We start from the raw sequence: 26,863 nt of genomic DNA on the forward strand, positions 1-26,863 counted from the left end.
CAAGAGGGGGGGCCGAGAGGGATGCCATGTGGGTTGCATCGCAGGTGCGGCGCGACAACTGTGCCTTCCAGAGCGATAAATGAGGCAGACGGGACAGGGCATGCCCCAAAGATCATACACACCTGAATGGCCAGCGCTTCATTTCAACCTGCTTGTTTTCGCTATTCGGCTAATAACAGTGGAATATTGGCAGGGTCAAATTCATGACAGACATCGCTCGCTTCCAGACTGAGGCCATAATGCGCGTCGGCAACATATTCTCCATCGGCCAGCAGGCTCTCGATTGAAAAATGGGGGTCACCCGATTCATATCGTTCCACAGCTATCGTCTCCCTGTTTAGCTGACCCATCAATATTAGTGGATAAAAAACAGGCTGCCGAATTTATATGACACCTTGTTGACCAAAAATAATAGCAGGCGCGACCCTTTCCTTATTTTCATCCCACCAACCAGCCCACGTTTATTTATCCCGCCAGGGTATGCCATGGGATTTCACGCACTTTTCGCTTATTTCCAACCAAAAAAGCCTCCTATGAGGCTCACCTCTCATCAAAAAAGCGCCATAAGAAACCTGTTTGAATTTTTTCCAAACAAGATCCCGATCACACTATTTACTTAGCCTGCTAAATAACTACAATGCTTAGCAGGCTAAGTAAGTGGAGAGCACGAATGATGAAGGATCTGGAAATGTTGCGCGAGTTGTCCCTCGCCGAGCGCGTCGGGCGTCTGCATCGACTGTGGCGTACCGTGGCCGATCTCGAGCTGGCGCCCCTGGGCCTGACCCATCCGCGCTGGACCGCACTGTGGAAACTCAGTCAGCTCGGTGGTCACCTCAGCCAGAAGACGCTCGCCGAGGCGCTGGAGATAGAGCTGCCCTCCCTGATGCGCACCCTGGGTCTGCTGGAAGAGCAGGGGCTGATAGAGCGCCACAGTTGCAGTCAGGACAAACGGGCCCGCATCGTCACCCTGACGCCAGAGGGCAAGGCGCTGCTCGACCAGATCGAGGATCGCATCATAGGGGTGCGTCGGGATCTGCTCGCCGGCATCAGCCAGAAAGAGCTGACGCAATTTGAAGACATAGTGCACCGGATCTCCGCCAACGCCCTCGGCAAGATAGGTTCACAGAGTGAAGAGAGAGAATAAGATGACCCCGGATCAACAATTCAAACGCTGGATAAAATGGGCCATGGGGTCCTTCATACTGGTATTTGGCTACTTCCTGCTGGCCGACCTCAAGATGCCGCTCACCCCGCAAGCCATGGCCACCCGTGTCGTGACCAAGATGGCCCCCCAGGTCAGTGGCAAGGTGGCGCAGGTCGCCGTCGGCAACAACCAGCATGTCAAACAGGGGGATCTGCTGTTCACGCTCGATCCCGCCCCCTTTGCATTGGCCGTCGAACAGGCCCGGCTCGCGCTGGATCAGGCCGAGCAGCAGAACCGTCAGCTCGACGCCACCCTGAACGCCGCGACCGCCGACTTCAACTCGTTGCAGAGTCAGGCCTCCCAGAAGCTGCGGGAAGCCGAACGCATCGACGCCCTCTATCGCCGTCACATGGTGTCGGAACAGCAAAAAGATGACGCCGACAGCGCATTTCGCACCGCCCAGGCCAACCTGATGGCCAGCAAGGCCCGCATGACCCAGGCCAGAGTGAACCGCGGTTTGTCCGGCGATGACAACCTCTTGCTGCGTCAGGCGCGCAACCACCTCGCCCAGGCCGAGCTCAACCTCGCCTACAGCCAGGTACACGCCAGCCAGGATGGCATCATCACCAACCTGCAACTCAAGCCGGGCAGCTTCGCGGCGGCGGGAGCCCCGCTGCTGGCACTGGTCTCCGAGCAGGTGGACGTGATCGCCGATTTTCGCGAGAAGAGCCTGCGCCACGTGGCTCAGGACAGCCAGGCGCTGGTCGCCTTCGATGGCGAGCCGGGCAAGCTCTATCCGGCCCGGGTCACCAGCCTGGATGCCGGTGTCAGCGCCGGTCAGTTCGATGCCAACGGTCTGCTGGCCAGTCCCACCGAATCGGATCGCTGGGTGCGCGATGCCCAGCGACTGCGCCTGCACCTGACGCTGGAGCAGTTGCCAGGTCACCTGCCGGCCGGAGCCCGCGCCACCGTCCAGCTGCTGCCGGACAACGCGCTGAGCGCCCTGTTTGCCCGCGGCCAGATCCGCCTGCTCAGCCTGCTGCACTACATCTACTAAGGTGGCGACCATGAACCTGTGGCACAGGCCCCTCACCGCCAACGAGCTGCGCCAATGTCTGCGCATCGCCTTTGGCTGCACCCTGGGGTTCTTGCTCTGTAAAACCTTCGGCTGGAACTATGGGGTCTTCTATACCGTGACCCCGGTATTGCTGCTGGGCATGGTGCCAGTGATGAACGGCCATGCCGCCCGTCAGCTGATCGCGGCCGCCGTCATCTGCGGTGTGGAAGTGGGTCTGCTGGGAGGGCTGTTTGGCGGCCATCCCGGCCTGATGATCCCCATCGCCTTCCTGCTGTTCCTCTACCGCTTCGCCGCCATGTCGCGGGGCAGTCTGTTCCTGTTCGGCGCCAATGGCGTGTTGAGCCTGAGCATAATGCTGCACTTTGCCAGCTATCCGCAGACCGATCTCAACGACCTCATCTTCAGCAACCTGTGGGCCAGCACACTGTCGGTGCTCATCGCCTACCTGATGACGGCGCTGATCCCGGATGTGGAGGAGCGGCCCAAGCCGGCGGCGACCCCCAAGGCGCCACACAGGATGCGGCACGAGGCCCTGCTCGGCGCCAGCATAGCCACCCTCTCCTTCATGGTGTTCCAGATCTTCGACTTGCGGGACTCCATGTCCGCCCAGGCCACCACCCTGCTGCTGCTGTTTCCCATGCACTGGAACGGCGCGCTGAGCTATGCCCGCAAGCGGGCCATGGGCACACTGCTCGGCGTGACCTTCGGCCTGCTCAGCCAGCTGGTGCTCTACGACTGGTCCGGCTTGCTCCTGCTCGTCGCCCCCATGCTCTGGCTCGGCGCCATGCTGTTCAGCCACGCCCATGTGAAGGAGGCGAGCGGTTCCGGAGTCGGCTTCGGCGCCCTCACCACCCTCGGCATACTGTTTGGCCAGTACCTGACCCCGGGCAACGATCTGGTGTTCAGCGCCCTCTATCGAGTGAGCAGCATACTGTTTGCCATCGTCGCCACCCTGCTGGCCTGTTATCTCATCCACCGACTGCTTAACCGCTTCGAGGCGACTCGGTTCGGTTATTGACTCCCTGTTGTTAGCTCAAGGATGTGCTGTTTTTCGCCCCGCTATGCCTACCGGGGCGTTTTTTTGTCCGCATTTTGCAGGCCAGCCGCGCTGGTCGGACAACAACAGCAACTATGCTTGCAAGGGTAGTCACAAGGCGGAGAGGCACAATGGCACGAGTTCACAATGGCTGGCTGGCAGTCGCCCTCTCGCTGGGCATAAGCAGCGCCTGGGCCGCCCCTGTGCTGATCGCCGCCGAGGATGACTGGGCCCCTTATTGCGCGCTGAACAAGGAGACTGGCCAGCCAGAAGGGCTGGCACCGGATCTGGTGAAGGCCATCTTCGCCGTGGAGGGCATAGCCGTCGAGTTTCGCACCATCCCCTTCGCCCGCTGCATGCACGAGGCCAAAAGCGACAAGGTGCTTGGCTGCTTCGATGCCACCATCACGGAGGAAAACCGCTACCAGTACTATTGGCACGAGACCCCCATGTTCGAGGAAGATCTCGCCATCTTCGCCTTGGCCAGCGAGCCTCGCCGGTATCTCAAACTTACCTCGCTGGAACAGAAAACGGTGGGCATCACCCTCGGCTACACCTATCCCACCGATTTCATGGAAAACCCCAGGATCACCCGTTTTCAGGCCAAGTCGGACACCCAGATCATCGAGATGCTGGTGCGCGGCCGGGTCGACTACATACTGATGAACGAGATGCCGGGCTACCTCAAGATCCAGCAGAAGCAGCTGACCGGCCGGGTGGTCAAGGTGGGCAAGCTCTCCACCGACGGCTTCTGGCTCGCCTTCTCCCGCGCCCATCCGCAGGGAGAGGCCATGGCCAGGCGTTTCGAGGAGGGGCTGCAGAAGATCAAAAACAATGGCACCTACGAGGCGCTGGTACGGGACTTCGAAGCCAAGCTTGGACTCCATTGAACAGTTTTGTGGTGGCACCGGCGATATATGACGACGCTGGCCCGAACCGTGCTACTGTGGCCCCTCACTCGTCGGCCGATTGCGCTCTGCACCTGATGACAGGCTTGTCATGCAAAAGAGTCGCCAGCCAGGGCAGCCCTTGCCCACCTCTCACCCTCAACCCGACGTCGCCAGACCAGCTGTATTGACCCGATGCCATAAGGCGCATCCCCTCCCCGTCGCAGCCTGTTCTCACTGTTGTTATCTGCTATCCACTCTTTTTTACTGCGACAGCGGCCATCCCGACGAGAACAAGCTTCAAGCCAGCGGCCTGAGGCGATTTTCTGTTTGGCGCAGCCCTGCCGCCCACACAGGACACATCGACATGATTGCCTACCTCATTCTGGTTCATCGCTATCCCGGTCAGTTCAAGCGCCTGTTCAAGGCGATTTACCACGACAGCAACCACTACCTGATCCACGTGGACAAGCGCTCGGGGCCGGATCTGCAGCAGGAGATAGCCCGCTTTCTGGCCGATTACCCCAACGCCACCATGCTCCCCAGCAAGAATGCGCTCTGGGGCGGTTACAGCCTGGTGGATGCAGAGCTGCGCGGCATAGCGGCGCTGCTGGAGCAAAACAAGGAGTGGGAGTTCTTCATCAATCTGAGCGCCCAGGACTTCCCGCTGCGTTCCCAGCACGACATTCACGACTTCCTGCGCGATCACAAGGGCAAGGATTTCCTCAAGGTCGCGGATCAGCGCCAGCACAGACCGGACACCCTGCACCGCATCGATCACTATGTGACCGAAACCGCGACTGAGCTGGTGTGCGAGCCGGTGAAGACCCGTCCCTATCTGGCGGGTGTGACCCCCTATATTGGCAATCAGTGGATGATCCTGAGCCGGGCCTTCTGCGAATTCGTCAGCCACAGCCCGGAGGTCGACCGTTTCAAGGATTTCTACCGCCACACCCTGATCGCCGACGAGGGCTTCTTTCAGACGGTGATCATGAACACCAGCTATCAGGGCCAGATAGTCAACGATGACAAGCGAGCCATCGACTGGATCCCCATGGGTGACATCAAGCTGCGCCCGCGCGACTACACGGTGCACGACGCCGAGGCCCTGCAGCAAAGCGAGCACCTGTTCGCCCGCAAGTTTGACGAGACCATAGACAGCGACATCCTGGATATCCTGGAGCGCGCCATGAGATGCCCCCTCGACACACCCGTCATCCGGCAGGCTGCGTTGGTATGACCATGCGATTCACCCGGACACTTACCGACGCAATCCGCCTCCGGGATGATTGCGACTTGGGCACAAGCTGGTAGGCTCAAGCCCGGATGACACCGATGGAGAGTTCAAGATGAAACACACCAATATTCTGTTGCTGGGCATCACGGCCCTGACCCTGCTGAGCGGTTGCGAACGCGGGGCCACCACCTTGAGCGTGACCGGCGGCGATCCCGTCACCTATCAGTGTGAGCAGGGCAAGAAGGTGCAGGTGAGTTACTTCGCCCTCTCCGACCAGAGCCTGAACTTCGTCAAGCTGGCACTGCCCGATGGCAAGGATTATACCCTGCCGCAGACGGTCTCCGCCTCCGGCGCCCGTTATACCGATGAGCATGAGGCCGTCTGGTGGAACAAGGGGGAGGAAGGATTCGTCGAGATGCGCGACAAGGATGGCGAGTGGCAGAGCGTCTACAACGACTGCAAGCAGCAGTAAACAACAACCCCGGCCAGGCCGGGGTTGTTCATTATTCCACTTCAATCTCGTAGCGACCCACCACTCGCACCGGAATGGCCTGCGGGTTCTGCTCCGACACTCGATAGCTGGTCTTGACCAGCGCCGACAGGGCGATCAGGTCCAGCACGCCGGGCGGCTCCGAGACCAGGATCTGTGGGCTGAACAGATTGCCGTTGGAGTCGATGAGATAACGGATCTCCACATGGCCCTTGACGGGCCGCTTGGCTGGCGCGCCGCCCACAGGTTCAAACGGGGGCACCTCGCCATCCTGCACCCAGTATTTGCCAAGCTCCGCCATGGTCACCTCCAGCGGCGGCTGGTTCAGTTGCATGGTGGGACTGGGGCTGGCACAGCCCCCCAGCAGACCGAGCACAGTGCCCAGCAGCAAGACCTTCAAACCCATTCAACACTCCTTGTTGAGTCAGATCAGAGGGGTAACCCCTCCCCGGCATGGTTGCCGGCCCATTACTGTAACAATCGGAACCCGTTTGAGCAGCATAAAAAAAGCCAACCCCATCGGGTTGGCTTTTAGCAAAGAGGCTCAACGTCAGCCGCGCTTGTCGCTCACCACCAGCCAGAGCGCATGCACCATGCCGGGCAGGCCGCCGAGCAGGGTCAGCACTATGTTGATGAAAAAGTGCAGGCTGAAGCCTACCTGGATAAAGGCGCACACGGGGGGCAGAAAAATGGCCAGCAAGATCTTGAGCAGATTGTTCATCTCGCACTTCCTCGTCAAAGATGTTTCACGGTTCGGGATGGGCTCACCATAAACAGCCTTGGCCTCAACTGCAAACGAAACAAAGGGCCGTTCACGGCTGAGAGAAACAGGGGATCCGCTTCTCCTGCTGCTCGCGCCAGGCCTTGAGATCATGAATCACCTGATTGCTGCTGCCGCGCCAGAGCAGACCGGGATCCGCCAGCCCCTTCTCGAACTTGCCGTCCACCAGCACATCCAGCAAGGCCACCAGCTCGTACTGGGCCGGCGAGAGCTCGCCAAGCAGATAACCGGTCCAGCACCAGATGTCCTTGCCGGGGCACTCGGCCCGCACCCGTTTCACCAGCGCCAGCACCTGGGGCACATTGGCCGGGTGGAGCGGATCGCCGCCGGAGAGCGACAGACCCCGCCGCTTGATGCGCGTGTCGTTGAGATCGCCAATGATGCGATCGCTCATCGCCTCATCAAACGGCTTGCCGCCATCGAGCCGCCAGGTGCTCTGGTTGTAGCAACCCGGACACTGGTGCTCGCAGCCCGACACAAACAGGGTGGCGCGGGTGCCGGGGCCGTTGATCACATCGACCGGGTAGTACTGGTGGTAGTGCATCTCGTCTCTCCTCAACCCGTCATGGGCCGGATTCACCAATAAAAATGGCTCCCTCATCATCGGGAGCCATCTCGCTGCTCAGCCGCCCGGCTTACATATGTTTGACGCGGCGTTTGACCTCTTCCTGCTTGCCCGCGTTGAAGGGGCGCGCATCCGGGCTGCCGAGATAACCGCACACCCGGCGGGTCACCGATACCTTGGCCGGATCATGATTGCCGCAGCGCGGGCAGGTGAAGCCCTTGGAGGTACACTCGAACTCGCCGGTGAAACCGCAGTCGTAGCACTCGTCGATGGGGGTGTTGGTGCCGTAGTAGGGCACCTTGTCATAGCTGTAGTCCCAGACGTTCTCGAGCGCTTCCAGGTTGTGCTGGATATTGGGGTACTCGCCGTAGCAGATGAAACCGCCGCTGGCGATGGGCGGATAGGGCGCCTCGAAATCCAGCTTGTCGTACGGGTTCACCTGCTTCTCCACGTCGAGGTGGAAGCTGTTGGTGTAGTAACCCTTGTCGGTCACCCCGGCCACCACGCCAAACTCCTTGGCGTCGATGCGGCAGAAACGGGTGCAGAGATTCTCGCTCGGGGTGGAATAGAGGCTGAAGCCGTAGCCGGTTTCCTCTTTCCACTCGTCGGTCGCCGCCTTGAGCCGCGCTATGATGGCGATGGCCTTCTGGCGCAGGGTGTCGCTGTCGAACAGATGGACATCGGTGCCAAACAGGGCGTTGATGGTCTCATGCACTCCGATGTAGCCGAGCGAAATGGAGGCGCGGCCGTGCTTGAAGATCTCGCTGACGTTGTCGTCGGCCTTGAGCCGCACCCCGCAGGCCCCTTCCATGTAGAGGATGGGGGCGACCCGCGCCTTGACGCCATCCAGCCGCTCGATGCGATACATGAGCGCCGTCTTGGCCACTCGCAGGGCGGCATCCAGCTTGTCCCAGAAATCCGCCTCGTCGCGAGACTTGAGGGCGATGCGCGGCAGGTTGAGGCTCACCACCCCGATATTGTTGCGCCCCTCGTGGACCAGCTCGCCATGCTCCTCGTAAGCCCCGAGGAAGGAGCGACAGCCCATGGGGGTCTTGAAGGAACCGGTCACCTTGACCACCTGGTCGTAGTTGAGGATGTCCGGATACATGCGCTTGGAGGCACACTCCAGCGCCAGCTGCTTGATGTCGTAGTTGGGATCGCCCTGCTTGTGGTTGAGGCCATCCTTGATGGCGAACACCAGTTTCGGAAACACGGCCGTCTTCCTGTTCTTGCCGAGGCCGGCGATGCGGTTGCTGAGGATGGCCCCCTGGATCATGCGGGACTCCCAGCTGTCGCCAAGGCCGAAGCCGAAGGTGACGAAGGGGGTCTGGCCGTTGGCGGTGTGCAGGGTATTGACCTCATACTCCAGCGACTGGAAGGCGTCGTAACACTCCTTCTCGGTACGGGCCATGGCGTAGGCGTCCACATCGCTGATGCCCCACTCCTCGGCCACTTCCCTGTGCTTCTGCCAGCTGATGGTCACATAGGGGGCCAACACCTCGTCGATGCGGTTGATGGTGGTGCCGCCATAGATGTGACTCGCCACCTGGGCGATGATCTGGGCGGTCACGGCGGTGGCCGTGCTGATGGATTTGGGGGTATCTATCTCCGCATTGCCCATCTTGAAGCCGTGGGTCAGCATCCCCTTCAGGTCGATCAGCATGCAGTTGAACATGGGGAAGAAGGGAGAGTAGTCGAGATCGTGGAAGTGCAGATCACCGCTTTCGTGCGCCTGCACCACGTCGCGGGGCAGCATGTGGCTGGTGGCGTAATGCTTGGCGACGATACCGGCCAGCAGATCGCGCTGGGTCGGGATCACCTTGGAATCCTTGTTGGCGTTCTCGTTGAGCAGGGCCGCGTTGGTCTGCTCCACCAGGCCACGGATCTCCTGGGCCAACCGGCCGCGGGCCTCGCGGGCCTGATCCCGGTCGTGACGATATTCGATATAGGCACGGGCGATGGCCTTGTCGTCGGAAGCCATCAGGTGGTTCTCGACCCGGTTCTGGATCTCGTGGATATCCACCTCGCCACGCCCTTCCAGCTCCTGACTGACGGCGGCGGCAACGCGCTCACCCAGGGTCGGATTGGCCTGACTGACCGCCTCTGCCGCTCGGCCCACTGCCTCGGCAATCAGCTGGGCATTGAATGGTGCGCGACATCCATCACGTTTGATCACAACCGGTTTCATGCGTTTTTCCCGTTTAAAAGGCCAGGCTATCGCCTTCGGCTTACCCTTGTTTGGTGCCCTTCTCCACGCCTCGTCCTGGGCGCAAATAAATTCAGCCGAGGCTTGACAAGCCAGGGCTGACGATGAGAAGAGAACAGCTTGTACACAGCTTAATAACACAACATATAGGTGTTTTATATGAATGCGTCCCTATATGTGGTGTCTATTAGGCACCAAAGCGCGGCCTCATTTCTTGATCCAGAACAGGTTTTGAGGCGAGTGGCGCAGTTCCCGACCAGTGAAAAACAGCCCCATACAAGGCCATTCCCAAGCCTGGTGCGGGCTGGCGTTCGACGGGGCCGTGACAGAAAAAAATCCCCTCCTGCGACAGTGGCTGACGAGGGCACGTCTGGCGCAAAACAGGCATAATAAGTGGAATATCATTGCTATCGACGGGACCCCACATGGCCAAGACCCTGCTACTGCTGCTGTGCCTCCTGCCCTGCCGGTTGTGGGCGGCCGAGATCCTGGTGATCAGCAGCTATCACCCCGAATACCTGTGGGATCAGAGTTACAACGCCAGCCTGCAAGCCCATCTGAGCGGCAAGAATCACATCAGCCACTTCTACATGGACACCAAGCGCCACCCCAATGGCGATTTCGACAAGATTGCCGAACAGGCGCTGGCCTTCTACCAGCAGGTCAAGCCGGATCTGGTGGTGCTCGGTGACGACAACGCCATCAACTATCTGGCCAACGAGATTGCCTCCCTCGGCACTCCCGTGGTGTTTCTCGGCATGAACGAGAACCCGCGCCACAAGGGGCTGGTCGGTCACCCCAAGATCACAGGCGTGCTTGAGCGCCCCCTGCTCAAACGCAACATCAGCGAGATGAGCCAGCTGATGGGCGGCATCAAGAAGGCGCTGGTGCTGTTTGATTCAAGCAACGTGGCGCTCACCGCCATCGAGGACGAGTTCAAGACCCAGACCGATCTGCGGGTCGGCCAGACCCGGGTCAACAGTCAGCTCATAGGTGACTACAGCCTGTGGCAGGAGGCGGTACTCAACGCCAAAAAAAATGGCTACGAAGCCATCTTTATCGGCCTCTACCACACGCTGGTGGACGATGATGGCAAGCACGTGAGCGAACAGACTGTACTGGAGTGGACTAGCGCCCACAGCCCTGTGCCCCTGTTCTGCTTCTGGGAGTTCACCGTGGGCCCGGGCAAGGCCATCGGCGGCCTGGTGCTGGATGGGCGCGATCAGGGGGCCAAGGCGGCCGAGCTGGTCAACGCCATACTGGCGGGGGCCCAGCCCAAAACCCTGGCACCGCGCGCCGCCCTGCGCGGCGAATATGTGTTCAGCAAGCAGGAGCTGGCCCGCTGGCAGCTCACCCTGCCCGACAAGTGGCGCTACAAGATCCTCTGGCGTGAGTGATTCACTGCCCCCAAAAAAAAGAAACCCGGCACCAAGGCCGGGTCTGCAGCTATGCGGAGATATTATCCAGCCATAAGTCTTTCAAGACGGGCAGTCATACGCTTTACGTTTTTCTTTGCCAACTCAAGCTCAGCCTCGCTCTCTTTCAAGGAGAGATAATGGGAGTACAGTTCAGACCCCATAAAGTCAGACTGAGAAACATCACTGATGTTGCCACTCGATATATCTTCAATCACGCTTGTCTTATGTTTGCACTTTTTTCCATAAGAGCCAGCAATACAATCACAGGTTAGATTGAATACACCATCATCTTCTTTAAGAAGAACTGTATATAAATCACCCTCACTTCCCTTGATGGAAAATTTATAATGCATTTTCAGCCTCCAGTAGTGAGTGCAGCTCATCCTCACCAATGATTTTTACACCGAGCTCAGTCGCTTTTTTCAGTTTACTGCCAGCCTTTTCACCCATGATCAACATATTCGTATTTTTTGACACAGAAGTTTTTGACTCGCCACCCAAGCTCTTTAATTTCGAGTTTAACTCATCTCTGGACATGAATGTAAAGCTGCCTGTAATCACGAACGACTTACCCGCAATAAAGCTATCTGATTTTTTTGGTTCAATATCTAACAAGGCATCAACATTCAATAATGAATGCTTATCGACATAGTGTTTTATAGATTCCAGTAGTATTTTATTTTCTTTAACACCATCAACCACTGCATCAATCTTTTGCTTACTAATACTTGTGCCAGCAGGTGTAGTTATGCCAGCCAAGTCACCATGATGTACGCCATTACACAACTGTTCTAAAGTAATTTCTTTAGAAATAGCCTCAGAGAATGTTTTAGCAATTCCATCAATATTTAAGCCTTCAATGATCTTTGCTATCGAGAAATTTCGTTTAAACGTTGTAGAAATCGGTACTCCACTTCTTTCGACACACATTACATCTGCCAGTTCCATTACCGAATTACTGACTGAAGCTGTATTGAAATAGTCTGAAATTTCTGCATCAATATCCAAACCAATACCATTAATTTGGCTAATAATTCCCCTTGGGGCAGACATTATATTATCCAAACACCCTAACTCAACAATCAATCTTTCTGCTACCACCTGACCTACAGATGGAATACCAAGTCCAAACAGAAAATCAATTGAAGAAGTGGTGCCAATTTTAGCTTGGATCGCATCAAATGAATTTTTTGCCGAGATATCAGCAAAACCATCCAGCGTTAAAAAATCGTCGACACCGAGCCTGAATAGATCGGCGGGATGTTTAACCAAACCATTATCTACTAACTGTTCAATAACTTTGTCGCCGACACCTTCAATATCAACCGCATTACGACTAACAAAATGTTTTAACGATTCTTTGACTTGTGCCAAACAATTTAAACCACCAGTACATTTACGGGTTGCCAAAATCTTTTCGAAAATTTTGGTCTTTTGCTGAACAATTTTTTTCTCCTGAATAACCTCCGAACCACAAACTGGGCAGTTGGCCGGAAATTCAATTACACACGCATCAACGGGGCGCTGCGCCTCCACCACGGCGACTATCTGCGGGATCACGTCGCCTGCCCGGCGCACTATCACTGTATCGCCGATCATGACGCCAAGGCGTTCAATCTCATCGGCATTGTGCAGGGTGGCGTTGGAGACGGTGACGCCGCCGACAAATACCGGCTTGAGCTTGGCGACCGGGGTCACGGCACCGGTGCGGCCGACCTGAAACTCGACGTTCTCCAGCAGTGTCATCTCCTCCTGGGCCGGGAACTTGTGAGCCGTGGCCCAGCGCGGTGCCCGCGCCACGAAACCCAGCTCCTCCTGCAGGGGGATGGCATCGACCTTGTAAACCACGCCGTCGATCTCGTAGGCCAGCTCGCCACGGCGGGTCAGGATGTCATCGTGGAAGGCCTGGCAACCGGCCGCCCCCTCCTTGAGTTTCACCTCCTGACTCATGGGCAGGCCCCACGTCTTGAGCTGGCACAGGCGACCGAAGTGGGAATCCCCCAGCTGATCGCCGCCCACCCCGACGCCATAGGCGTAGAAGTTCAAGGGACGGCTGGCGGTGATGCGCGAATCGAGCTGGCGCAGGCTGCCTGCGGCGGCGTTGCGCGGGTTGACGAACACCTTCTCCCCTGCCGCCAGCGCCTTGGCGTTCATCGCCTCGAAGCCGGCCTTGGGCATGAAGACCTCACCCCTCACCTCCAAGCGGGCGGGCCAGCCCGTGCCCCGCAGGACGAGCGGGATCGCCTTGATGGTGCGCACGTTCTCGGTGATCTCCTCACCCGTGGTGCCATCGCCCCGGGTGGCAGCCTGCACCAGCTGGCCATCCACATAGAGCAGGCTCACCGCCAGACCGTCCAGCTTGGGCTCGCAACAGAAGGTGAAGCTTATCTCCCGCTTCAGGCGATCCCTCATCCGCTGCTCGAACGCCTGCAGCTCCTCGCTGCTGAACACGTTGTCCAGGCTCAGCATGGGGATCTCGTGGCGCACCTGCTTGAAGGCGGTCAGCGGCTGACCACCGACCCGCACGCTGGGGGAGGCGGAGGTCTTCAGCTCGGGATGGTCGGCTTCCAGCGCGATCAGTTCGCGCATCAGCCGATCGTATTCGGCGTCCGGCACGGTCGGCTCGTCCAGCACATAGTACTGATGACCGTATTCAATCAGCAGCTCACACAGTTGACGGTGGCGGGAGAGGGTTTCGCTCATGGAGAAGTCTCGGACTGTGGTTGGAATAATAAGTTAACTGCACAAACAAAAATGCGGCACCTGGGTACCGCACTCTTGATGTACTCGACCCGCGTGGAGTCTTAGTCGCGACTGGCCTCGTAGGCGGCCAGTTCGTGCCGGTAACGGGCTATGGTCTCGTCGCTCAGCGGGCTGCGATCCATGTCAGTCAGCATGGCATCCAGATCGCTGGCCAGCTGGTCGGCAGCCTGCAGCATGTGCTCGAAGGCAAAGGCGGCATTGCTGCGCAGCGGCAACTGCATGAACAGGGAGACACCCGGGGTGTCGAACTGTTCCATCCGGTAGGGATTGAAGGTGCCCGGCTTGACCATGTTGATCATGGAGAAGAGCACTTCACCCTTGCCATTGAGATCCTCGTGGCGATGGAAGATGTCCATCTCGCCAAACTTGAAGCCCAACGCCATCAGGGAGGCCAGCAGGGTGGCCCCTTGCAGATCGTGACCGGGGCGCGCCATCAAGTTGATGACATAGACATCCTGCCAGATCTTCTTGACCGGCGGGGTATCGAGCAGCGGCTCGCGGACGGGCTCTTCATACACGGGCTCCTCGTAGGCAGGCTCGGGGACTGCATAACGGGCCTGCTTGTATTCGGGGGCCGGCGCCTGAACCGGTTCACGCACACCGAATGTCGGGGCTGTGGCATAAGCCGGTTCGACCAGGGGTTCATCATCCAGCGGTTGCAGCAGCGGCTCGCGCTGGGGACGGGAACGGTGTACCGGGGTACGACGGATCACCTGGGCAGGCTTGCGCACCGGCGCGGCAGGCGCTTCCTCTGCTGTCTCGGCCAGGGGCTCCTCGAACTCCTCCTCGTCCTCTTCGTAGACGGGGGGCGGGGCAACCGGGCGAGCGGCAGGCTTGCGCACCACGGGCGGTGGCAGCTCGGCGTCATCATCCTCATCATCGAAGGCGGGGACGGGCGCACGACGGCTGACATCCGGCTGGCGAGCCTCATCGCTGTGGAGCTTGGGCTCGGCACGACGGCTGCCGCTGACCACACGCACCTGACCTATGCCATCGCTGTCGAAGGCGTCATTGTCACGAGTCCGTGATTTGGATTCCATCCGGCCCAGAGGTTTCTCTTTGATCGGTGCCTGACGATTCTTTCTGTTGCTCCACAACCCGTGAATGAGCAATGCCGCAATAGCAATACCGCCCAGGGCAACCAAGATGTAACGCAATTCCTGCATTAGCTGCTTCTCTTTCTAGTTTTGCTCAGCCAAAGCGACGGCTTCACCGATATCGACCGACACAATGCGAGAAACCCCGGGCTCTTGCATCGTGACGCCAACCAGCTGCTCAGCCATCTCCATGGAGACCTTATTATGACTGATGTAAACGAACTGTACTGTGCTCGACATCTCTTTGACAAGAGAACAGAAGCGACCGACGTTCACTTCATCGAGCGGTGCATCCACCTCATCCAGCAGACAAAATGGTGCTGGGTTGAGTCTGAAGATGGCAAAAACCAGCGCAAGTGCGGTTAACGCCTTCTCCCCCCCGGAAAGCAGGGCAATGGTAGCATTCTTCTTACCCGGAGGTCTTGCCATGATGCTCACTCCGGCCTCCAAAAGATCATCCGAGGTCAGCTCAAGCCAGGCACTGCCCCCCCCAAACACTTTTGGAAAGAGGGATTTTAAATCTTCGTTGACCTTATCGAAAGTGTCTCGGAAGCGTATTTGTGTTTCTTTATCAATTCTTTTAATGGCTTGGCTCAAGGTTTCCAGCGCCTGTTCCAGATCCTGGCACTGGTTTTCCAGGTAGCTTGAACGGGTTTTCGCCTCTTCATACTCCTCCAGCGCCGCCAGGTTGATGGCACCAAGCGCCTCCACCTGAGCCTCCAGCGTCTGGATCTCCTGGCGCAATTTGCCGCGATCGGCGGCGATCAGTACCGCCTGATCGAGATCCACCAGCCGCACACCCAGCTCTTCGAACTGCTCGTGCAGCCCCTGCCGGCGGGTCAGGTTGCGCTCGCGCTCCAATCTGAGCTGGGCCAGCTTCTCCTGCAGGGTCACCAGCTGCTTGTGATCGGCGCTGCGGGCCTGCTCCAGCTCGGTCAGCTGGCGCTCCAACTCTGCCAGCCGTTGATGGCAGGCAAGTTGCAGCGCCTCAAGGTTGCGCTGCTCGGCCAGCAGGGGCGACAGATCCTGACCCGGCACAGCTCCCGGCGCCTTGAGTTCGGCCAATTCCAGTCCGAGGCGGGCCAGCTCCTGCTCACGCAGCGTGATGAGCTGGCGCTGATTCTGCAGCTCCAGTTGCAAACGCTGGCAGCCGGCCTGCTGCTGCTCCCGGCGCAGGCGAGCCTCTTCCACCGCCCGCTCGGCACTGGTGACTCGCTCCTGGGCAAGTTGCAGCGCCTGAGCCAGCGGCTCACCCTGCTCCTGCAGTTCGCCGAGCCGCGCTTCATCGAGCTCGAGCTGCTGCAGGGCCGCGGCCAGTCGCTGCGCCTCCTCGGCCTGCTCCTGGTCGAGCCTGATCAGCTCTTCGCCAAGCTGGCCGAGCCGCTGCAGCCGCTCCTGGCGCTGACCCTGTTGCAGGCTCCAGGCTTCGCGCAGTTGTTGCCATCTTTGCTCCTGCTCGCGCAGGGTGCGCTGGGCCAGCTCATGGGCACTGTGCAGCCGGGCACGCTCGGCATCGACCGCGCCCAGTTGCTCATTCAACCGGCCAAGCGCCTGTCGGCCTGTCGTCAGCTCTGTGTGTAACCGCTCACGTTCACCGAGCAGCGCCAGGGTGCCGAGCGCCCCACCCTGACCGAGGTCGGCCCAGTTGGGACCAAACCAGTCTCCCGCCGGGGTCAGTACCGACTCACCGGCCAGGAGGCCTGACTGGCGGGCCAGTGCCGCCTCCCGACTCTCCGCCAGCCAGATGGCGTTGAGAAAGGCGGGGATGTGATCCCCCTCGAGTCGGGCCGCCAGGGTACCGGCAACCGCGGGCAGGGCCGGGCCAATCCAGAGTCCGCTCTGCTCAAGGTTGCACTCATCCCCTGGCTGGGCGGTGAGCCAGCGCCCCAGCACCTTGTCCAGCGCCTGGGCCCACTCGGGCGCCACCTGCAGCCGATCCGCCAGGGTGGCGCCCACCATCTGCTCCCCCAGAATTTGGTCAAGCGTGGTGAGGCGGGCGTCCAGCTCGCGCAGCAGACTGCTCTGCTGGCTCTGCTCTGACTTGCACTCTTCATGGCGAGCCACGCTGGCCTGCCACTGTTCATCGAGCTCGGCGAGCCGGGCGCGCGAGACCGCCAGCTCGGCCGTCAGGGCATCGAGTCCGGGTTGTAGACTCTCCCCTTCCCCACCGAGGGGGCCAGCTTGTTCATCCTCCAGCTTGAGGCGGGCCAGCCGGGTCTTGGCCTGCAGCTCCTGCAGACCGTTCACCTGTGCCCGGGTCTGGTTGAGCCGCCCCTGCAACTGGCCGAGCTGCTGCTGCCACTGCTGCTGTCGCTGCCGGGCCTGCTCCAGCTGCTCGCCGGCAGCCAGGCGCGCCCCCTGCTGGTCGGTGAGCAACTGCTCACACTGTTCGAGGCGCGCCGATTCAACCTCCTCTCTGAGGGTGCCGTCGGTCAGCTGCTCCTGCTGGCTGGCCAGCTGGGCCTTGATCGCCTCGATACGCTCGCCGAGCGCCTGACGCCGGGCCTGCCAGTCGCGGCCAAGCTCGGTCTGGTGCAGTTGCTGTTGTTCAAGGCGGGCGATGGCCTGACCACCGAGAAAAATCTGCTGCTGGCGGCTCGTCTGCTCAGCCTGGCCCTCCTGGCGGGCCACCGACAGGGTGACGTGACGCCCCTCGTCGGCGGTGCGCTTGGCATCCAGTGCCGCCAATGCCTGCTCGGCCTGGGCCAGCTCGGCCTTGGCTTCTCCGAGGCGGGTCTCCAGCGCCCACAGCTCGGAGCCGATGAGCTCGGCCTTGGCGGCGCGACTGCGGCCCTTGAGCTGCTTGTAACGCTCGGCGGTTTCGGCCTGAGTTTTGAGGTGTTCGAGGCGCGATCCCAGCTCGCCACGAATGTCGCCGAGCCGCTCCAGGTTCTCCTGGGTATGGCGGATGCGCTGCTCGGTTTCCCGGCGCCGCTCCTTGTAGCGGGAGACACCGGCGGCCTCCTCCATGAACAGCTTGAGATCGGCGGGGCGTGACTCCACCAGCCGGCTGACGGTGCCCTGCTCTATGATGGCGTAGCTGCGCGGGCCCAGCCCTGTGCCGAGGAAGAGGTCGGTGACATCCTTGCGGCGACACTTCTGGCCGTTGATCTGGTAATGGTTGGAGCCGTCGCGCAGCACCTCGCGGCGCACCGAAATTTCGGTAAAGCGGCCAAATTCACCGGGGACCCGGTTGTGGGGGTTGTCGAACACCAGCTCCACCGAGGCCCGGCCGTGGGGGCTGCGGTTGATGGAGCCGTTGAAGATGACGTCCGTCATGTTCTCGCCGCGCAGATGGCGGGCCGAGCTCTCCCCCAGCACCCAGCGCACGGCGTCGATGACGTTGGACTTGCCGCAGCCATTGGGCCCCACCACGGCTGTCATGTCGGCCGAGAACTCGATGCGGGTCGGCTCGACAAACGACTTGAAACCGGCGAGTTTGATCAATTTCAGACGCATGGGGGCCTATGTGGGTAACGAAATAAAGAGGAGGCGGGCAGGCGACTTTACCAAATCCAAACCTTGTTTGTAATATGCTGGCAGTTTCCCATGAACAGATGGAGCTCAGATGAGCCAATCACCCCCTATGGTCAAAGACTCAATCAGCGGTGCGGACTACTTCCTGCGCGGCTTTTCGCTCATCCGCCAGCCCGGCATCCGCACCTTCGTGCTGATCCCCCTGCTGGTCAACTTCGTGCTGTTTGCGGGGGCCTTCTACGCCCTCTTGCTGCAACTGGACGGCCTGTTCGGCTGGCTGCACCAGCAGATCCCGAGCTGGCTCGACTGGCTGGACTACCTACTCTGGCCCATCGCCCTGGTCACCATACTGGTGGTCTTCTCCTTCCTGTTCAGCTCGGTGGCGAACTGGATAGCGGCCCCCTTCAACGGCCTGCTGGCGGAGAAAGTGGAACAGACCCTCACCGGCGAGGTGGTCAGCGACACCGGCATGTTGGACATAGTCAAGGATGTGCCCCGCACCTTCGGCCGCGAATGGACCAAGTTGAAATATTACCTGCCCAAGGCCATCGGCTGCCTGATCCTGTTCCTCATCCCTGTGGTGGGGCAGACACTCGCCCCCGTGCTCTGGTTCCTGTTCAGTGCCTGGATGATGGCGATCCAGTACATCGACTATCCGTTCGACAACCACAAGATCAGCTTTATCACCATGCGCGATGCCCTCAAGCAGCGCCGCGGCAAGTGCCTGAGCTTCGGCGCCCTGGTCACCCTCTTCTCCGCCATCCCGGTGGTGAATCTGTTCGTGATGCCGGTGGCCATCTGTGGCGCCACCGCCATGTGGGTGGATCACTACCGCGCCGAACAGCTCAAACGCTGATCCCTTACCGTGCGGCAAACGGGCACCCTGGCGGTGCCCGTTTTCTTTTTGCATTATAAAAAATAATGCATAGCCTTCATTGCTTGTCGCCTATAGCCTGAATTGATAGGATGCTGGCCTTTCTCGCACCCTGGGATATCTCATGTTACATGCACTCTTCTTGTTGGGCCTGGTGGCCGAAGGGATGACTGGCGCGCTGGCAGCGGGTCGGCGACGGATGGATCTGTTTGGCGTGGTGATCATTGCCTCGGCGACGGCCATAGGCGGCGGTACCATACGGGACGTGCTGCTTGGCCACTATCCGCTGCTCTGGATCGAGCATCCGGAATATGTGTTGCTGGTGGCCGGCGCGGCCATGGCGGCTGTCATCTCGGCGCCGCTGATGCGCTACCTCGGCAAGCTGTTCATGGCGCTCGATGCGCTGGGACTGGTGGTCTTCTCCATCTTCGGGGCGGCCCGTGCGCTTGAGATGGGTCATGGGGCCGGCATCGCCTGCATCATGGCGGTGGTGACGGGGGCCTTTGGTGGCGTGCTGCGGGATCTGCTCTGCCAGCGCATTCCGCTGGTGTTTCGCCGCGAGCTCTACGCCGCCATCTCGCTGGTGACAGCCGCCCTCTACTGCCTGGCGCTGGATCAGGGCCTGCCCAACGACTGGGCCGCCTTCGGTGCCATCGGTATCGGCTTCGTGCTGCGGCTGCTGGCGGTGCGCTTCAAGTGGGGGCTGCCCACCTTCCATTACCAGTACGCGACGCACTGAGCGCGCCAGGTTCTGGCGAGGCGGTACGGATCGCCGACAACAAAAAAGCGCCTGACAGGCGCTTTTTTGCATTGATAACCGGGCGCTTGCCTCAGTTGATCCCTTCCGAGCTGAAGAAGGTCGCCTTGTCGGCGATGAAACGGATCTTGATGTTCTTGCCCTCGTTGCCCCAGATGCAGCTGGTGGTGCCCAAGGTATCGTCGCAACGCTCCGCCTTGCCGAGTATGCTGCTTGCTTGCGTATAGCTGATCCCCATCTGCAACTTGTCGTAGTTCTCGCGATTGAGCTTGCTGCAACCGGTCAACAACAGGGCGATCAGGCCCCCGAGCAAAATATGTTTCATCTGGTTCTCCTCTGGATGGTGTCCAGAGCCTACCAGCTCGGCCACCCTGTTTGCCAGCCGCCATCCGCGCGGCCACACCCCAAGTTGAGGCCACCCACGACTACCAGCTGCGCACAGGCCCGGTATCGAGGTGCACGAAGTTGTCGCTCGGATAGTAGCCGACCCCGCCCACCTTGAGATTGAGCGCCGCCTTGCGCAGGTGTGCCAGCTGCACGCCCGGGATCCGCACATCCACCGCCTGTCCCAGGGTGTGGTAGCTGTGCTTGGCCACCCCTCGGCTCCTGCTGCGCTTCTGGCGGTTGGTCACGGGGGAACGATAACCCGAGATGAGCTGGATCTCGCCGTGACGGCCCAGCTTGTGCTGCAACAGATAGAGCTGATCGAACAACTTCCTGTCTATGCTGAAGACTTCGTTGCGACGGTAGTCGCGGAAAATATGGTTGAGCTCGGCCAGCCCGTCTTTCAGGTAACGACCATCCTCCCAATAACTGGCGCTCACTCGCTCGCCGGTATTGAGATTGAAGAAACTGAGTTCACGTCCCGCCGTACTGCGACTCGCCATGGCCGGGGATGACAGCATGGCGCCCCCCAGCAGGCAGCCGGCCCCCAGCAGCAGGCGACGTCGGCTTATCTCTTGTTCAAGCATCCGTTGTCCGTCCATCACAGATTGAAGTGAAACAGGTGAATGAATTTGATACAGGGGCTCGAAACTACCTGCCGGGCCCCCTCATGTCAAACCACCGGGGCTCAATAGAAAAGCCCGGCACGGGCCGGGCTTTTCACTCTGTGGCGAGGATCACAGCAAGCGACTCTGGAAGCTGACTCGATCAAATCCATAGATGTCGTTGCGCAGTTGCTGGCGACCCTCTTCGTCGATCCAGCTGCTCCAGTAGACGGTAAACACCGGGATCGGAGTGGTCAGCGGCAGCCACTTGGTCTGGGTCTCTTTCAATATGCTGGCCACCTTGTCCGGCTGATAGCGGGAGTCCGCCAGCAGCAGCTCGGCCAGATCGTCCGCATGCTCCACCCGGATGCAACCCGAGCTGAAGGCGCGCGCCCCCTGCTCGAACAGCGCCTTGCGCGGCGTGGAGTGCAGGTAGATGGCCTCGTTGTTGGGCAGGTAGAACTTGTAGCGGCCCAGCGCATTGTGATCCCCCGGCTTCTGCCGCAGGCGATAGGGGAAGCCTGTCGCCAGCGCCTGCTGCCACGCCTCCTCGGTAAACTGCACCGGGTTGCCTTCGCCGTCGATCACCTCAAACTGCTCGCGGTTGAGGTAGGCGGGATCCCGGCTCAGCTTGGGCAGAATGTCCTTGCTCAGGATGGAGCGCGGCACATGCCAGGCCGGGTTGAGCACGATGGAGCGGATCTCGCTGGCCAGGATGGGGGTAGCCCGTTGCTCCTTGCCGACGATGACCCGGCTGGTGAACACCTCGTTGCCGGACTCCACCACGCTCAGTCGATAATCGGGAATGTTGACCAGCACGTAGCGGGCACCGGAGAGCTGATCCACCAGATCGCGACGCCACAGGTTGCGCAGCAGCAGGCTGGCGCGCACCTCGGGCCCGGTATTGAGCCAGCTGCGGGTCTGCCGACCTATGATGCCGTCGGCGGTCAGGCCGTGGCGGCGCTGGAACTGCTTGATGGCCTGCTGGGTATCGGCGTCGTAGGTGGCATCGTCATGGCGGGGAGCCACATCGCCCAACTCGTTGAGTATGGTGCGGATCTGCCCCAGTTCGGCCGAGGTTTCACCCGCCCGCAGGGTTGGCATGGTGAGGGTCGGCCAGCGTTTGGCCATGGGCATGGCCAGCAGCTTGCGCACTTCCTCGCGCACCCCGTCGTACTCGGCAACCTGGGGTCTGAGCTGCTTGACCTGCTCCAGCAGGTTGTCGCCGGCGGGCTCGTGGGCCAGCGGCTTGTTCAGATTGAGTTTGAGGGTCTGCATCTGCTCGCGGGAGACCAGATCCATGGCACGCCAGGCTTGCTGGAAGCGGGCTAGCTTGCCAAACACCTCATCATAAATGGCGCCGCGCTGATCGGCAGGCTTGGCCTGCAGCTTCTTCCAGAGGCTGAAGAAATCCGGGTGCAGCTGGGCCAGCACGGCCTCCTGCAACTGCTGCTCCAACTCGTGGCGAGCCTGCTCCGCCGTGCTGTTCTGGTACCAGTCGTGCTGCACCGCAGCATTGGTCACCACCACCTGACCCTCGCTGGCCTGTACCATGGCCGCAGGCCAACAGCCCAGCCAGATCAGGTTTGCCAATGCCAGCCAATACTTCTTCCCCATGCTTACCTCAAGATCGGTTCACTTCAGCCTGTCAGACCCGGCGGTCAAGGCGCTCATGATGCGTGAATGCCAACGACTTTACTAGCTGGCGGGCGCGTAGCGCCGCCAGATAATGTCATACTCATTTGTTGCTTTAAATTCAGCCAACTCCCGATTGAACGCCTTGACAAACGCGGGTGACAGCCGCTTCTTGCTGAACATGAAGAAGGTCGGTGCCTCATAGACGGGCATGGTGTGAGGCACGATCAGATCGGCCAGCCCCTCTTCTTTCAGACCCCAGGGGGTCGCCAGAATATCCCCGAGGAAACCATCGATCCTGCCGAGCACCAGCTTGCCATAGTTTTGCCTATCGTTGACCACGCTGACCTGGGCCGCATAACGGCGCACCAGTTCGGCGGTTTCGGCACCATAGTAGTAGTCCTTGGTGACCCCCAGGGTGTGGCCATTGGCCAGCCAGGTCGCCAGATCAGATTCGGAATAGGAGGATGACTTGCGGATCCAGAGCACGCTGCGCCCCGGGTTGTAGGCATCGGAGAACCAGGCGTAGCGGCCACGCTCGTCGTTGAAATAGGCCTCCATGGCGATATCGAGCGAGCCTTGTTCCAGGCCGTGCAACACCCGCTTCCAGGGCAGCTCGACATAGGTCGCCCGGCAGTCCAGACGCTTGAGCATGGCGTTGAGCGCCTCGACCGCAAAACCCTGCAGCACCTTGGGCGCGGTCGCCGTCGCACTGGCGTAATAGTGATAGGGGGGCCAGTTGTCGTAACCGACCCGCAATGGAGAGGGACACAGGCTGTTTGCCGACACCAGCGGGGTCAGCAACCAGAGCATCCAGCAACAGAGTTTCAGCTTCATGGGTCATCCTTGACTTGGCGATAGGTCATCATAAATCGGCCTTGGTAAAATGGCGACAGATCCTGCCACAGCGATCGCGACTGCCAGCACAGTGTCTGAACGGGCCCATCGCGGCAGCAGGGACTCAGCCCGGAAATGAGCCCAGCCCCCGCGCGGCATGAGGCCGGATCAGGCGATAAAAAGGGCAAAGCAGGAACATTTGGAGCACTGACTGGAAAGGGGTTAATATGTGACCAAATATATTTTTGTGATCCACTATGCTTTTTTTGCAATTGGATTAGCATATGCGCGAAATCAGCCTACCAATCGTGAGGCGTAGAGAGTGATATGACGTACAAAAAGTTCGGTTTTCTGACGGCCATCATGGCCCTGAGTGGTTTCTACCTTTACACCCTCTATCTGGCTGCTCACCCCAACGTGAGCCTGGCCTACAAGCTCTATTACCTGGAAGGCAAGACCCGCTTCTGGGAGCACAACTCCAGCATGACCTACCAGCCCGGCAACGAGCTCAATCTGACCAAGCCGAGCCGCTTCCTCTCCAGCGAAGGCTGGGCCAAGAAGCCGAGCGCGGACGGCACCGAACTCAGTGGCCAGGGTGGCCTCTACTTCGTGCTGCCAAGGCAACAGGCACAACCCGAACAGCTGACCATCCAGGCCCGGGTCAACAGCCCGCAAGCCGGTGCACTGCTCAAGGTGGCACTGGGTCATGACTTCACCACCACCATCAAGCTGGCCAAGGCCGGTATCAACGAGATCCGGCTCAATCTGCCGGGCGAATCGCTGACATCGGATCCCAAGCGTCCCAACTTCCTGGCGCTGTCCGCACCGACACCTCTCAATGTCCAGTCGGTACGTCTGACAGTCGCCCAGTAAGACGTATTATCCAATACGCTGTTTTATAAAATAATTTTCCAAATAAGGAAGTTTTCATGTCGCATGCCGATTTTCGACTCTCTCTGATCGTTCCCGTCTACAACGAGGAAGAGAGCATAGATGCCTTCATCAACGCGATAGATAACGAACTGGCGCCTCTCAAGGATCGGCTGGAGATAGTGTTCGTCAACGACGGCAGCCGTGACCGCACCCGTGAGGTGATCGAGCAGGCCATTACCCGCGATCCCCGGGTGACCCTGGTCAACCTGGCGCGCAACTTCGGCAAAGAAGCGGCCATGACTGCCGGCCTGCATCATGCCAAGGGCGATGCCATAGTGCCGATGGACGTGGATCTGCAGGATCCCCCTGCCCTGATCCTCGAATTCGTCAAGCTGTGGCAGACAGGTGACTATGACACCGTCTACGGCATCCGGGTGGATCGCAGTGCCGATACCCCGATGAAGCGCCTCACCGCCGGTGGCTTCTACCGTTTCTTCAACGCCCTCTCCACCAGCACCAAGCTGCCGGAGAACGCCGGTGACTTCCGCCTGATCGACCGCCGCGTGGTCGAGGCGATCAAGCAACTGCCGGAGCGCAACCGCTTCATGAAGGGGCTGTTTGCCTGGGCCGGCTTCCGTGCCGTCGGCGTGCCTTACGAGCGCCCCGCCCGTCACGCCGGTGAAACCAAGTTCAACTACTGGAAGCTGTGGAACTTCGCCCTCGACGGCCTGATGAGCTTCTCCAGCTGGCCGCTGCGGGTGTGGAGCTACGTCGGTGTCGGCGTCTCCTTCGTCGCCTTCCTCTACATCCTCAAGATAGTGACCCAGGTGGTCTTCTTCGGCGTAGACGTGCCGGGTTACGCCTCCCTGATGTCGGTGGTGCTCTTCCTCGGCGGCATCCAGCTGCTGTCGCTCGGCATCATAGGCGAGTACATAGGCCGCATGTTCGTGGAAGTGAAGCAGCGCCCCGTCTACCTCATCGAAGGTGTGTACGGCCAGTACGCCAAGCAGGATGAAGCACAACCGCAGGACGGCGCAGCCACCGGCAGCAAGAAGAGCGCAGGCAAGAAGGCGGCCACAGTGAAGGCCGCTGACGACCAGCAGGAGCAAGCGCCTCAATGATCTCCCGCGAGGAATTCTGGCGCCTGTTTCGGTTCGGTCTGGTCGGCGGGGGGGCAACCCTCGTCGACCTTGGCACCTCTATCGCGCTGTTCCACACCTGGCCTGCCATCTCTGAGCACTGGGTCACCACCATCGCCTTCATGATTGCCTTCTGGTTCTCATTCTTTGGCCATCGCTACATCACCTTCCAGAAACAGGGTGCCATCGGCAAATTCTTGCTGGTCGCACTCTTCTCGCTGGCGGTGAGAAACCTGATATTGAGCGGTCTGCTGTTTGCGGGTCTTTCCGGTCTGCTGCCTGTGGTGATCGCCACCCTGACAGTCACCGTGCTCACCTACCTCCTCTCCAGGATCTGGGTATTTGCCTGATGAATGACATGACAACTATGACCCCTGACAACGTGGGCCCCTACCGCCCGTCACTACGGATTAGCAGCCGCGACTGGCTGATGATCATCGCCGCCTTCTTACTGAGCCGAGTCGCGCTCTATGGCATGGGCTATTTTGGCGTTCAGCTCTACGGCGCCACCGACATAGGTCCGCTGCAAGCCTACTGCCAGTTCGACTGCGTCTGGTTCCAGCGCATCATAGAGAACGGCTACGATCTCTACCCCCGCTGGCTCAGCAAGGGCAACGCGGCCAACTGGGCCTTCATGCCGCTCTACCCCATGCTGTCGGGCGCGCTCTCCAACCTGCTCAAGGTCGAGAGTCTGATCGGCCTGATGCTGGTGGCCAACATCGCCTTCTTCGCCAGCCTGCCACTGATGCTGCTGGTGCTGCGTCAGCTCAAGCTGGGTGACGAGACAGCCCGCTTCGGCGTCTGGCTGCTCGCCTTCTCCCCCTTCTCCGCCTACTTCGTCTCCGGTTATACCGAGTCGATGTTCATGGCGCTGATGCTGGGGATGTTCCTGTTCGCCTATCGGGAACAGTGGCTGATGGTGGCCCTGCTCGGCGTCTTCATCTCGGGCACCCGCAACCTGGGGGTCATGATGGTGTTCCCCGTGCTGATCCTGGCCCTGCAGGCCTACGGCTGGCGCGAGTTCTTCCGCTTCACCGAGCGGGCCTTCAAGGTGGTGTTCACCCTCTGGATGATCCCGCTCGGCCTGTTTGCCTACATGGTCTACCTCTATCACCTCACCGGCGATGCGCTGGCCTTCAAGCACATCCAGGTGGCCTGGGGCCGTTACATGGACAGCCCCCTCGACTGGTGGCTGAGCGGCTTCGAGCTGGGGGGTCGCAAGTCCTACCTCTCCATCATGGTGATGTTCGGCTGGGCTCTGAACCTCTACCTGTTCAGCCAGAAGCGCTGGGCCGAGGCGACCCTGATGTTCATCTGCTGCACCATACCGCTGATGACAGGCCTCAACGCCATGCCGCGCTACATGTTCGGTCTCTATCCGACCATGCTGGCCATTATCCTGCTGACCCATCGCTGGCCTGCCATTCGCCCGGCCGTGCTCTGCGTCAGCGGCATGGTGGCCTCCTTCATCGCGGTGGCCTTCGTCAACTTCAAGTTCTTCACCGTTTGATGTAACCACTTGCACCAAAAAGCCGGTCGACTGACCGGCTTTTTTTATGGCTGGCGTTCCGGTGTCACAC

General features: G+C 59.9%; 26 protein-coding genes. 13 read left to right on the forward strand and 13 right to left on the reverse strand.

Features of this window, described 5'->3' with window-relative positions; genetic code table 11:
• Window positions 1-161 precede the first annotated feature (161 nt).
• Window positions 162-353, reverse strand: coding sequence for a hypothetical protein (locus tag ACM3N8_RS05840; RefSeq protein ID WP_080741037.1), 192 nt, complete (start codon window positions 351-353; stop codon window positions 162-164).
• Between the two features lie 317 nt (window positions 354-670).
• Between ACM3N8_RS05840 and slyA the strand changes: the two genes are divergently transcribed.
• The 6 genes from slyA (at window position 671) to ACM3N8_RS05870 (ending at window position 5,854) form a co-directional block, all read left to right on the forward strand.
• Window positions 671-1,144, forward strand: coding sequence for a transcriptional regulator SlyA (gene slyA / locus ACM3N8_RS05845; RefSeq protein WP_043134552.1), 474 nt, complete (start codon window positions 671-673; stop codon window positions 1,142-1,144).
• A gap of 1 nt (window position 1,145) precedes the next feature.
• Window positions 1,146-2,201 (forward strand): HlyD family secretion protein, encoded by a 1,056-nt coding sequence (locus tag ACM3N8_RS05850; protein ID WP_043554817.1) that lies wholly within the window; start codon window positions 1,146-1,148, stop codon window positions 2,199-2,201.
• A gap of 10 nt (window positions 2,202-2,211) precedes the next feature.
• Window positions 2,212-3,240 carry a DUF2955 domain-containing protein gene (locus tag ACM3N8_RS05855; RefSeq protein WP_043554816.1) on the forward strand — a complete coding sequence of 343 codons (1,029 nt, stop codon included), beginning with the start codon at window positions 2,212-2,214 and terminating at the stop codon, window positions 3,238-3,240.
• A 149-nt stretch (window positions 3,241-3,389) separates the two neighbouring features.
• A complete protein-coding gene (locus ACM3N8_RS05860; protein ID WP_416015655.1) occupies window positions 3,390-4,148 on the forward strand; it encodes a substrate-binding periplasmic protein in 759 nt (252 codons plus the stop codon).
• Between the two features lie 364 nt (window positions 4,149-4,512).
• Complete coding sequence (locus tag ACM3N8_RS05865) at window positions 4,513-5,385, forward strand: beta-1,6-N-acetylglucosaminyltransferase (RefSeq protein WP_241279235.1); 873 nt, start codon at window positions 4,513-4,515, stop codon at window positions 5,383-5,385.
• Window positions 5,386-5,494: 109 nt separating this feature from the next.
• On the forward strand, window positions 5,495-5,854 hold the full coding sequence (locus ACM3N8_RS05870; RefSeq protein WP_241279234.1) for an MliC family protein: 360 nt from the start codon (window positions 5,495-5,497) through the stop codon (window positions 5,852-5,854).
• Window positions 5,855-5,885: 31 nt separating this feature from the next.
• On the opposite strand, the gene ACM3N8_RS05875 is transcribed toward ACM3N8_RS05870, so the two are convergent.
• The 4 genes from ACM3N8_RS05875 to nrdD all read right to left on the reverse strand — a co-directional run bounded on the left by ACM3N8_RS05875 (window position 5,886) and on the right by nrdD (window position 9,406).
• On the reverse strand, window positions 5,886-6,278 hold the full coding sequence (locus ACM3N8_RS05875) for an energy transducer TonB (protein ID WP_290017296.1): 393 nt from the start codon (window positions 6,276-6,278) through the stop codon (window positions 5,886-5,888).
• A 144-nt stretch (window positions 6,279-6,422) separates the two neighbouring features.
• A complete protein-coding gene (locus tag ACM3N8_RS05880) occupies window positions 6,423-6,593 on the reverse strand; it encodes a YqaE/Pmp3 family membrane protein (RefSeq protein ID WP_042867241.1) in 171 nt (56 codons plus the stop codon).
• Window positions 6,594-6,684: 91 nt separating this feature from the next.
• Complete coding sequence (gene nrdG, locus ACM3N8_RS05885) at window positions 6,685-7,197, reverse strand: anaerobic ribonucleoside-triphosphate reductase-activating protein (protein WP_290017297.1); 513 nt, start codon at window positions 7,195-7,197, stop codon at window positions 6,685-6,687.
• Between the two features lie 91 nt (window positions 7,198-7,288).
• Complete coding sequence (nrdD, locus tag ACM3N8_RS05890; RefSeq protein WP_290017299.1) at window positions 7,289-9,406, reverse strand: anaerobic ribonucleoside-triphosphate reductase; 2,118 nt, start codon at window positions 9,404-9,406, stop codon at window positions 7,289-7,291.
• A 443-nt stretch (window positions 9,407-9,849) separates the two neighbouring features.
• Between nrdD and ACM3N8_RS05895 the strand changes: the two genes are divergently transcribed.
• Entirely contained in the window at window positions 9,850-10,821 is a 972-nt protein-coding gene (locus ACM3N8_RS05895; protein ID WP_290017300.1) for an ABC transporter substrate-binding protein, read from the forward strand.
• 62 nt (window positions 10,822-10,883) lie between these two features.
• On the opposite strand, the gene ACM3N8_RS05900 is transcribed toward ACM3N8_RS05895, so the two are convergent.
• From ACM3N8_RS05900 to ACM3N8_RS05915, 4 genes are all read right to left on the reverse strand, one after another.
• The gene (locus tag ACM3N8_RS05900) at window positions 10,884-11,195 is read right to left on the reverse strand and encodes a hypothetical protein (RefSeq protein WP_290017301.1); all 312 of its coding nucleotides are present in this window, start codon (window positions 11,193-11,195) and stop codon (window positions 10,884-10,886) included.
• On the reverse strand, window positions 11,185-13,545 hold the full coding sequence (gene ligA / locus ACM3N8_RS05905) for an NAD-dependent DNA ligase LigA (RefSeq protein WP_290017302.1): 2,361 nt from the start codon (window positions 13,543-13,545) through the stop codon (window positions 11,185-11,187). Before ligA ends, ACM3N8_RS05900 begins: the two co-directional genes overlap by 11 nt.
• A gap of 101 nt (window positions 13,546-13,646) precedes the next feature.
• Window positions 13,647-14,771: a cell division protein ZipA gene (gene zipA, locus ACM3N8_RS05910; RefSeq protein ID WP_416015660.1), complete on the reverse strand. Its 1,125-nt coding sequence runs from the start codon at window positions 14,769-14,771 to the stop codon at window positions 13,647-13,649.
• A gap of 15 nt (window positions 14,772-14,786) precedes the next feature.
• Entirely contained in the window at window positions 14,787-18,161 is a 3,375-nt protein-coding gene (locus ACM3N8_RS05915) for an AAA family ATPase (protein WP_416015661.1), read from the reverse strand.
• 109 nt (window positions 18,162-18,270) lie between these two features.
• On the opposite strand from ACM3N8_RS05915, the gene cysZ reads away from it, so the two are divergent.
• On the forward strand, window positions 18,271-19,035 hold the full coding sequence (gene cysZ, locus ACM3N8_RS05920) for a sulfate transporter CysZ (RefSeq protein ID WP_043134533.1): 765 nt from the start codon (window positions 18,271-18,273) through the stop codon (window positions 19,033-19,035).
• A gap of 142 nt (window positions 19,036-19,177) precedes the next feature.
• Window positions 19,178-19,792, forward strand: a complete 615-nt coding sequence (locus ACM3N8_RS05925) for a trimeric intracellular cation channel family protein (RefSeq protein ID WP_042038201.1) — start codon at window positions 19,178-19,180, stop codon at window positions 19,790-19,792.
• A gap of 91 nt (window positions 19,793-19,883) precedes the next feature.
• Here ACM3N8_RS05925 and ACM3N8_RS05930 read toward each other — a convergent pair whose 3' ends face one another.
• The 4 genes from ACM3N8_RS05930 to ACM3N8_RS05945 form a co-directional block, all read right to left on the reverse strand.
• The gene (locus ACM3N8_RS05930; protein WP_043134531.1) at window positions 19,884-20,135 is read right to left on the reverse strand and encodes a hypothetical protein; all 252 of its coding nucleotides are present in this window, start codon (window positions 20,133-20,135) and stop codon (window positions 19,884-19,886) included.
• A 100-nt stretch (window positions 20,136-20,235) separates the two neighbouring features.
• Entirely contained in the window at window positions 20,236-20,781 is a 546-nt protein-coding gene (locus tag ACM3N8_RS05935) for a DUF882 domain-containing protein (RefSeq protein WP_043554807.1), read from the reverse strand.
• Between the two features lie 150 nt (window positions 20,782-20,931).
• The gene (locus ACM3N8_RS05940) at window positions 20,932-22,416 is read right to left on the reverse strand and encodes a L,D-transpeptidase family protein (RefSeq protein WP_103471379.1); all 1,485 of its coding nucleotides are present in this window, start codon (window positions 22,414-22,416) and stop codon (window positions 20,932-20,934) included.
• Window positions 22,417-22,497: 81 nt separating this feature from the next.
• Window positions 22,498-23,271 carry a substrate-binding periplasmic protein gene (locus ACM3N8_RS05945; RefSeq protein WP_043554804.1) on the reverse strand — a complete coding sequence of 258 codons (774 nt, stop codon included), beginning with the start codon at window positions 23,269-23,271 and terminating at the stop codon, window positions 22,498-22,500.
• A 327-nt stretch (window positions 23,272-23,598) separates the two neighbouring features.
• On the opposite strand from ACM3N8_RS05945, the gene ACM3N8_RS05950 reads away from it, so the two are divergent.
• From ACM3N8_RS05950 to ACM3N8_RS05965, 4 genes are read left to right on the forward strand one after another with little or no spacing between them, the layout of a single operon-like run.
• Window positions 23,599-24,144, forward strand: coding sequence for a hypothetical protein (locus ACM3N8_RS05950; protein WP_042038194.1), 546 nt, complete (start codon window positions 23,599-23,601; stop codon window positions 24,142-24,144).
• Window positions 24,145-24,200: 56 nt separating this feature from the next.
• Window positions 24,201-25,265 carry a glycosyltransferase family 2 protein gene (locus ACM3N8_RS05955; protein WP_043134526.1) on the forward strand — a complete coding sequence of 355 codons (1,065 nt, stop codon included), beginning with the start codon at window positions 24,201-24,203 and terminating at the stop codon, window positions 25,263-25,265.
• Complete coding sequence (locus ACM3N8_RS05960; protein WP_042867228.1) at window positions 25,262-25,633, forward strand: GtrA family protein; 372 nt, start codon at window positions 25,262-25,264, stop codon at window positions 25,631-25,633. The genes ACM3N8_RS05955 and ACM3N8_RS05960 overlap by 4 nt, the downstream gene beginning before the upstream one ends.
• Window positions 25,633-26,793: a hypothetical protein gene (locus ACM3N8_RS05965; protein WP_290017308.1), complete on the forward strand. Its 1,161-nt coding sequence runs from the start codon at window positions 25,633-25,635 to the stop codon at window positions 26,791-26,793. Before ACM3N8_RS05960 ends, ACM3N8_RS05965 begins: the two co-directional genes overlap by 1 nt.
• Window positions 26,794-26,863 lie beyond the last annotated feature (70 nt).

The sequence above is a fragment of the Aeromonas sp. A04 genome (genome assembly GCF_047780465.1).
Taxonomy (GTDB): domain Bacteria; phylum Pseudomonadota; class Gammaproteobacteria; order Enterobacterales; family Aeromonadaceae; genus Aeromonas; species Aeromonas bestiarum.

What these genes read in the sequence shown, in the direction of transcription:
- slyA (WP_043134552.1), top strand. Translation starts at nt 671, where the DNA reads ATGATGAAGGATCTGGAAATGTTGCGCGAGTTGTCCCTCGCCGAGCGC.
- ACM3N8_RS05850 (WP_043554817.1), top strand. Translation starts at nt 1,146, where the DNA reads ATGACCCCGGATCAACAATTCAAACGCTGGATAAAATGGGCCATGGGG.
- ACM3N8_RS05855 (WP_043554816.1), top strand. Translation starts at nt 2,212, where the DNA reads ATGAACCTGTGGCACAGGCCCCTCACCGCCAACGAGCTGCGCCAATGT.
- ACM3N8_RS05860 (WP_416015655.1), top strand. Translation starts at nt 3,390, where the DNA reads ATGGCACGAGTTCACAATGGCTGGCTGGCAGTCGCCCTCTCGCTGGGC.
- ACM3N8_RS05865 (WP_241279235.1), top strand. Translation starts at nt 4,513, where the DNA reads ATGATTGCCTACCTCATTCTGGTTCATCGCTATCCCGGTCAGTTCAAG.
- ACM3N8_RS05870 (WP_241279234.1), top strand. Translation starts at nt 5,495, where the DNA reads ATGAAACACACCAATATTCTGTTGCTGGGCATCACGGCCCTGACCCTG.
- ACM3N8_RS05875 (WP_290017296.1), bottom strand. Translation starts at nt 6,278, where the DNA reads ATGGGTTTGAAGGTCTTGCTGCTGGGCACTGTGCTCGGTCTGCTGGGG.
- ACM3N8_RS05880 (WP_042867241.1), bottom strand. Translation starts at nt 6,593, where the DNA reads ATGAACAATCTGCTCAAGATCTTGCTGGCCATTTTTCTGCCCCCCGTG.
- nrdG (WP_290017297.1), bottom strand. Translation starts at nt 7,197, where the DNA reads ATGCACTACCACCAGTACTACCCGGTCGATGTGATCAACGGCCCCGGC.
- nrdD (WP_290017299.1), bottom strand. Translation starts at nt 9,406, where the DNA reads ATGAAACCGGTTGTGATCAAACGTGATGGATGTCGCGCACCATTCAAT.
- ACM3N8_RS05895 (WP_290017300.1), top strand. Translation starts at nt 9,850, where the DNA reads ATGGCCAAGACCCTGCTACTGCTGCTGTGCCTCCTGCCCTGCCGGTTG.
- ACM3N8_RS05900 (WP_290017301.1), bottom strand. Translation starts at nt 11,195, where the DNA reads ATGCATTATAAATTTTCCATCAAGGGAAGTGAGGGTGATTTATATACA.
- ligA (WP_290017302.1), bottom strand. Translation starts at nt 13,545, where the DNA reads ATGAGCGAAACCCTCTCCCGCCACCGTCAACTGTGTGAGCTGCTGATT.
- zipA (WP_416015660.1), bottom strand. Translation starts at nt 14,771, where the DNA reads ATGCAGGAATTGCGTTACATCTTGGTTGCCCTGGGCGGTATTGCTATT.
- ACM3N8_RS05915 (WP_416015661.1), bottom strand. Translation starts at nt 18,161, where the DNA reads ATGCGTCTGAAATTGATCAAACTCGCCGGTTTCAAGTCGTTTGTCGAG.
- cysZ (WP_043134533.1), top strand. Translation starts at nt 18,271, where the DNA reads ATGAGCCAATCACCCCCTATGGTCAAAGACTCAATCAGCGGTGCGGAC.
- ACM3N8_RS05925 (WP_042038201.1), top strand. Translation starts at nt 19,178, where the DNA reads ATGTTACATGCACTCTTCTTGTTGGGCCTGGTGGCCGAAGGGATGACT.
- ACM3N8_RS05930 (WP_043134531.1), bottom strand. Translation starts at nt 20,135, where the DNA reads ATGAAACATATTTTGCTCGGGGGCCTGATCGCCCTGTTGTTGACCGGT.
- ACM3N8_RS05935 (WP_043554807.1), bottom strand. Translation starts at nt 20,781, where the DNA reads ATGCTTGAACAAGAGATAAGCCGACGTCGCCTGCTGCTGGGGGCCGGC.
- ACM3N8_RS05940 (WP_103471379.1), bottom strand. Translation starts at nt 22,416, where the DNA reads ATGGGGAAGAAGTATTGGCTGGCATTGGCAAACCTGATCTGGCTGGGC.
- ACM3N8_RS05945 (WP_043554804.1), bottom strand. Translation starts at nt 23,271, where the DNA reads ATGAAGCTGAAACTCTGTTGCTGGATGCTCTGGTTGCTGACCCCGCTG.
- ACM3N8_RS05950 (WP_042038194.1), top strand. Translation starts at nt 23,599, where the DNA reads ATGACGTACAAAAAGTTCGGTTTTCTGACGGCCATCATGGCCCTGAGT.
- ACM3N8_RS05955 (WP_043134526.1), top strand. Translation starts at nt 24,201, where the DNA reads ATGTCGCATGCCGATTTTCGACTCTCTCTGATCGTTCCCGTCTACAAC.
- ACM3N8_RS05960 (WP_042867228.1), top strand. Translation starts at nt 25,262, where the DNA reads ATGATCTCCCGCGAGGAATTCTGGCGCCTGTTTCGGTTCGGTCTGGTC.
- ACM3N8_RS05965 (WP_290017308.1), top strand. Translation starts at nt 25,633, where the DNA reads ATGAATGACATGACAACTATGACCCCTGACAACGTGGGCCCCTACCGC.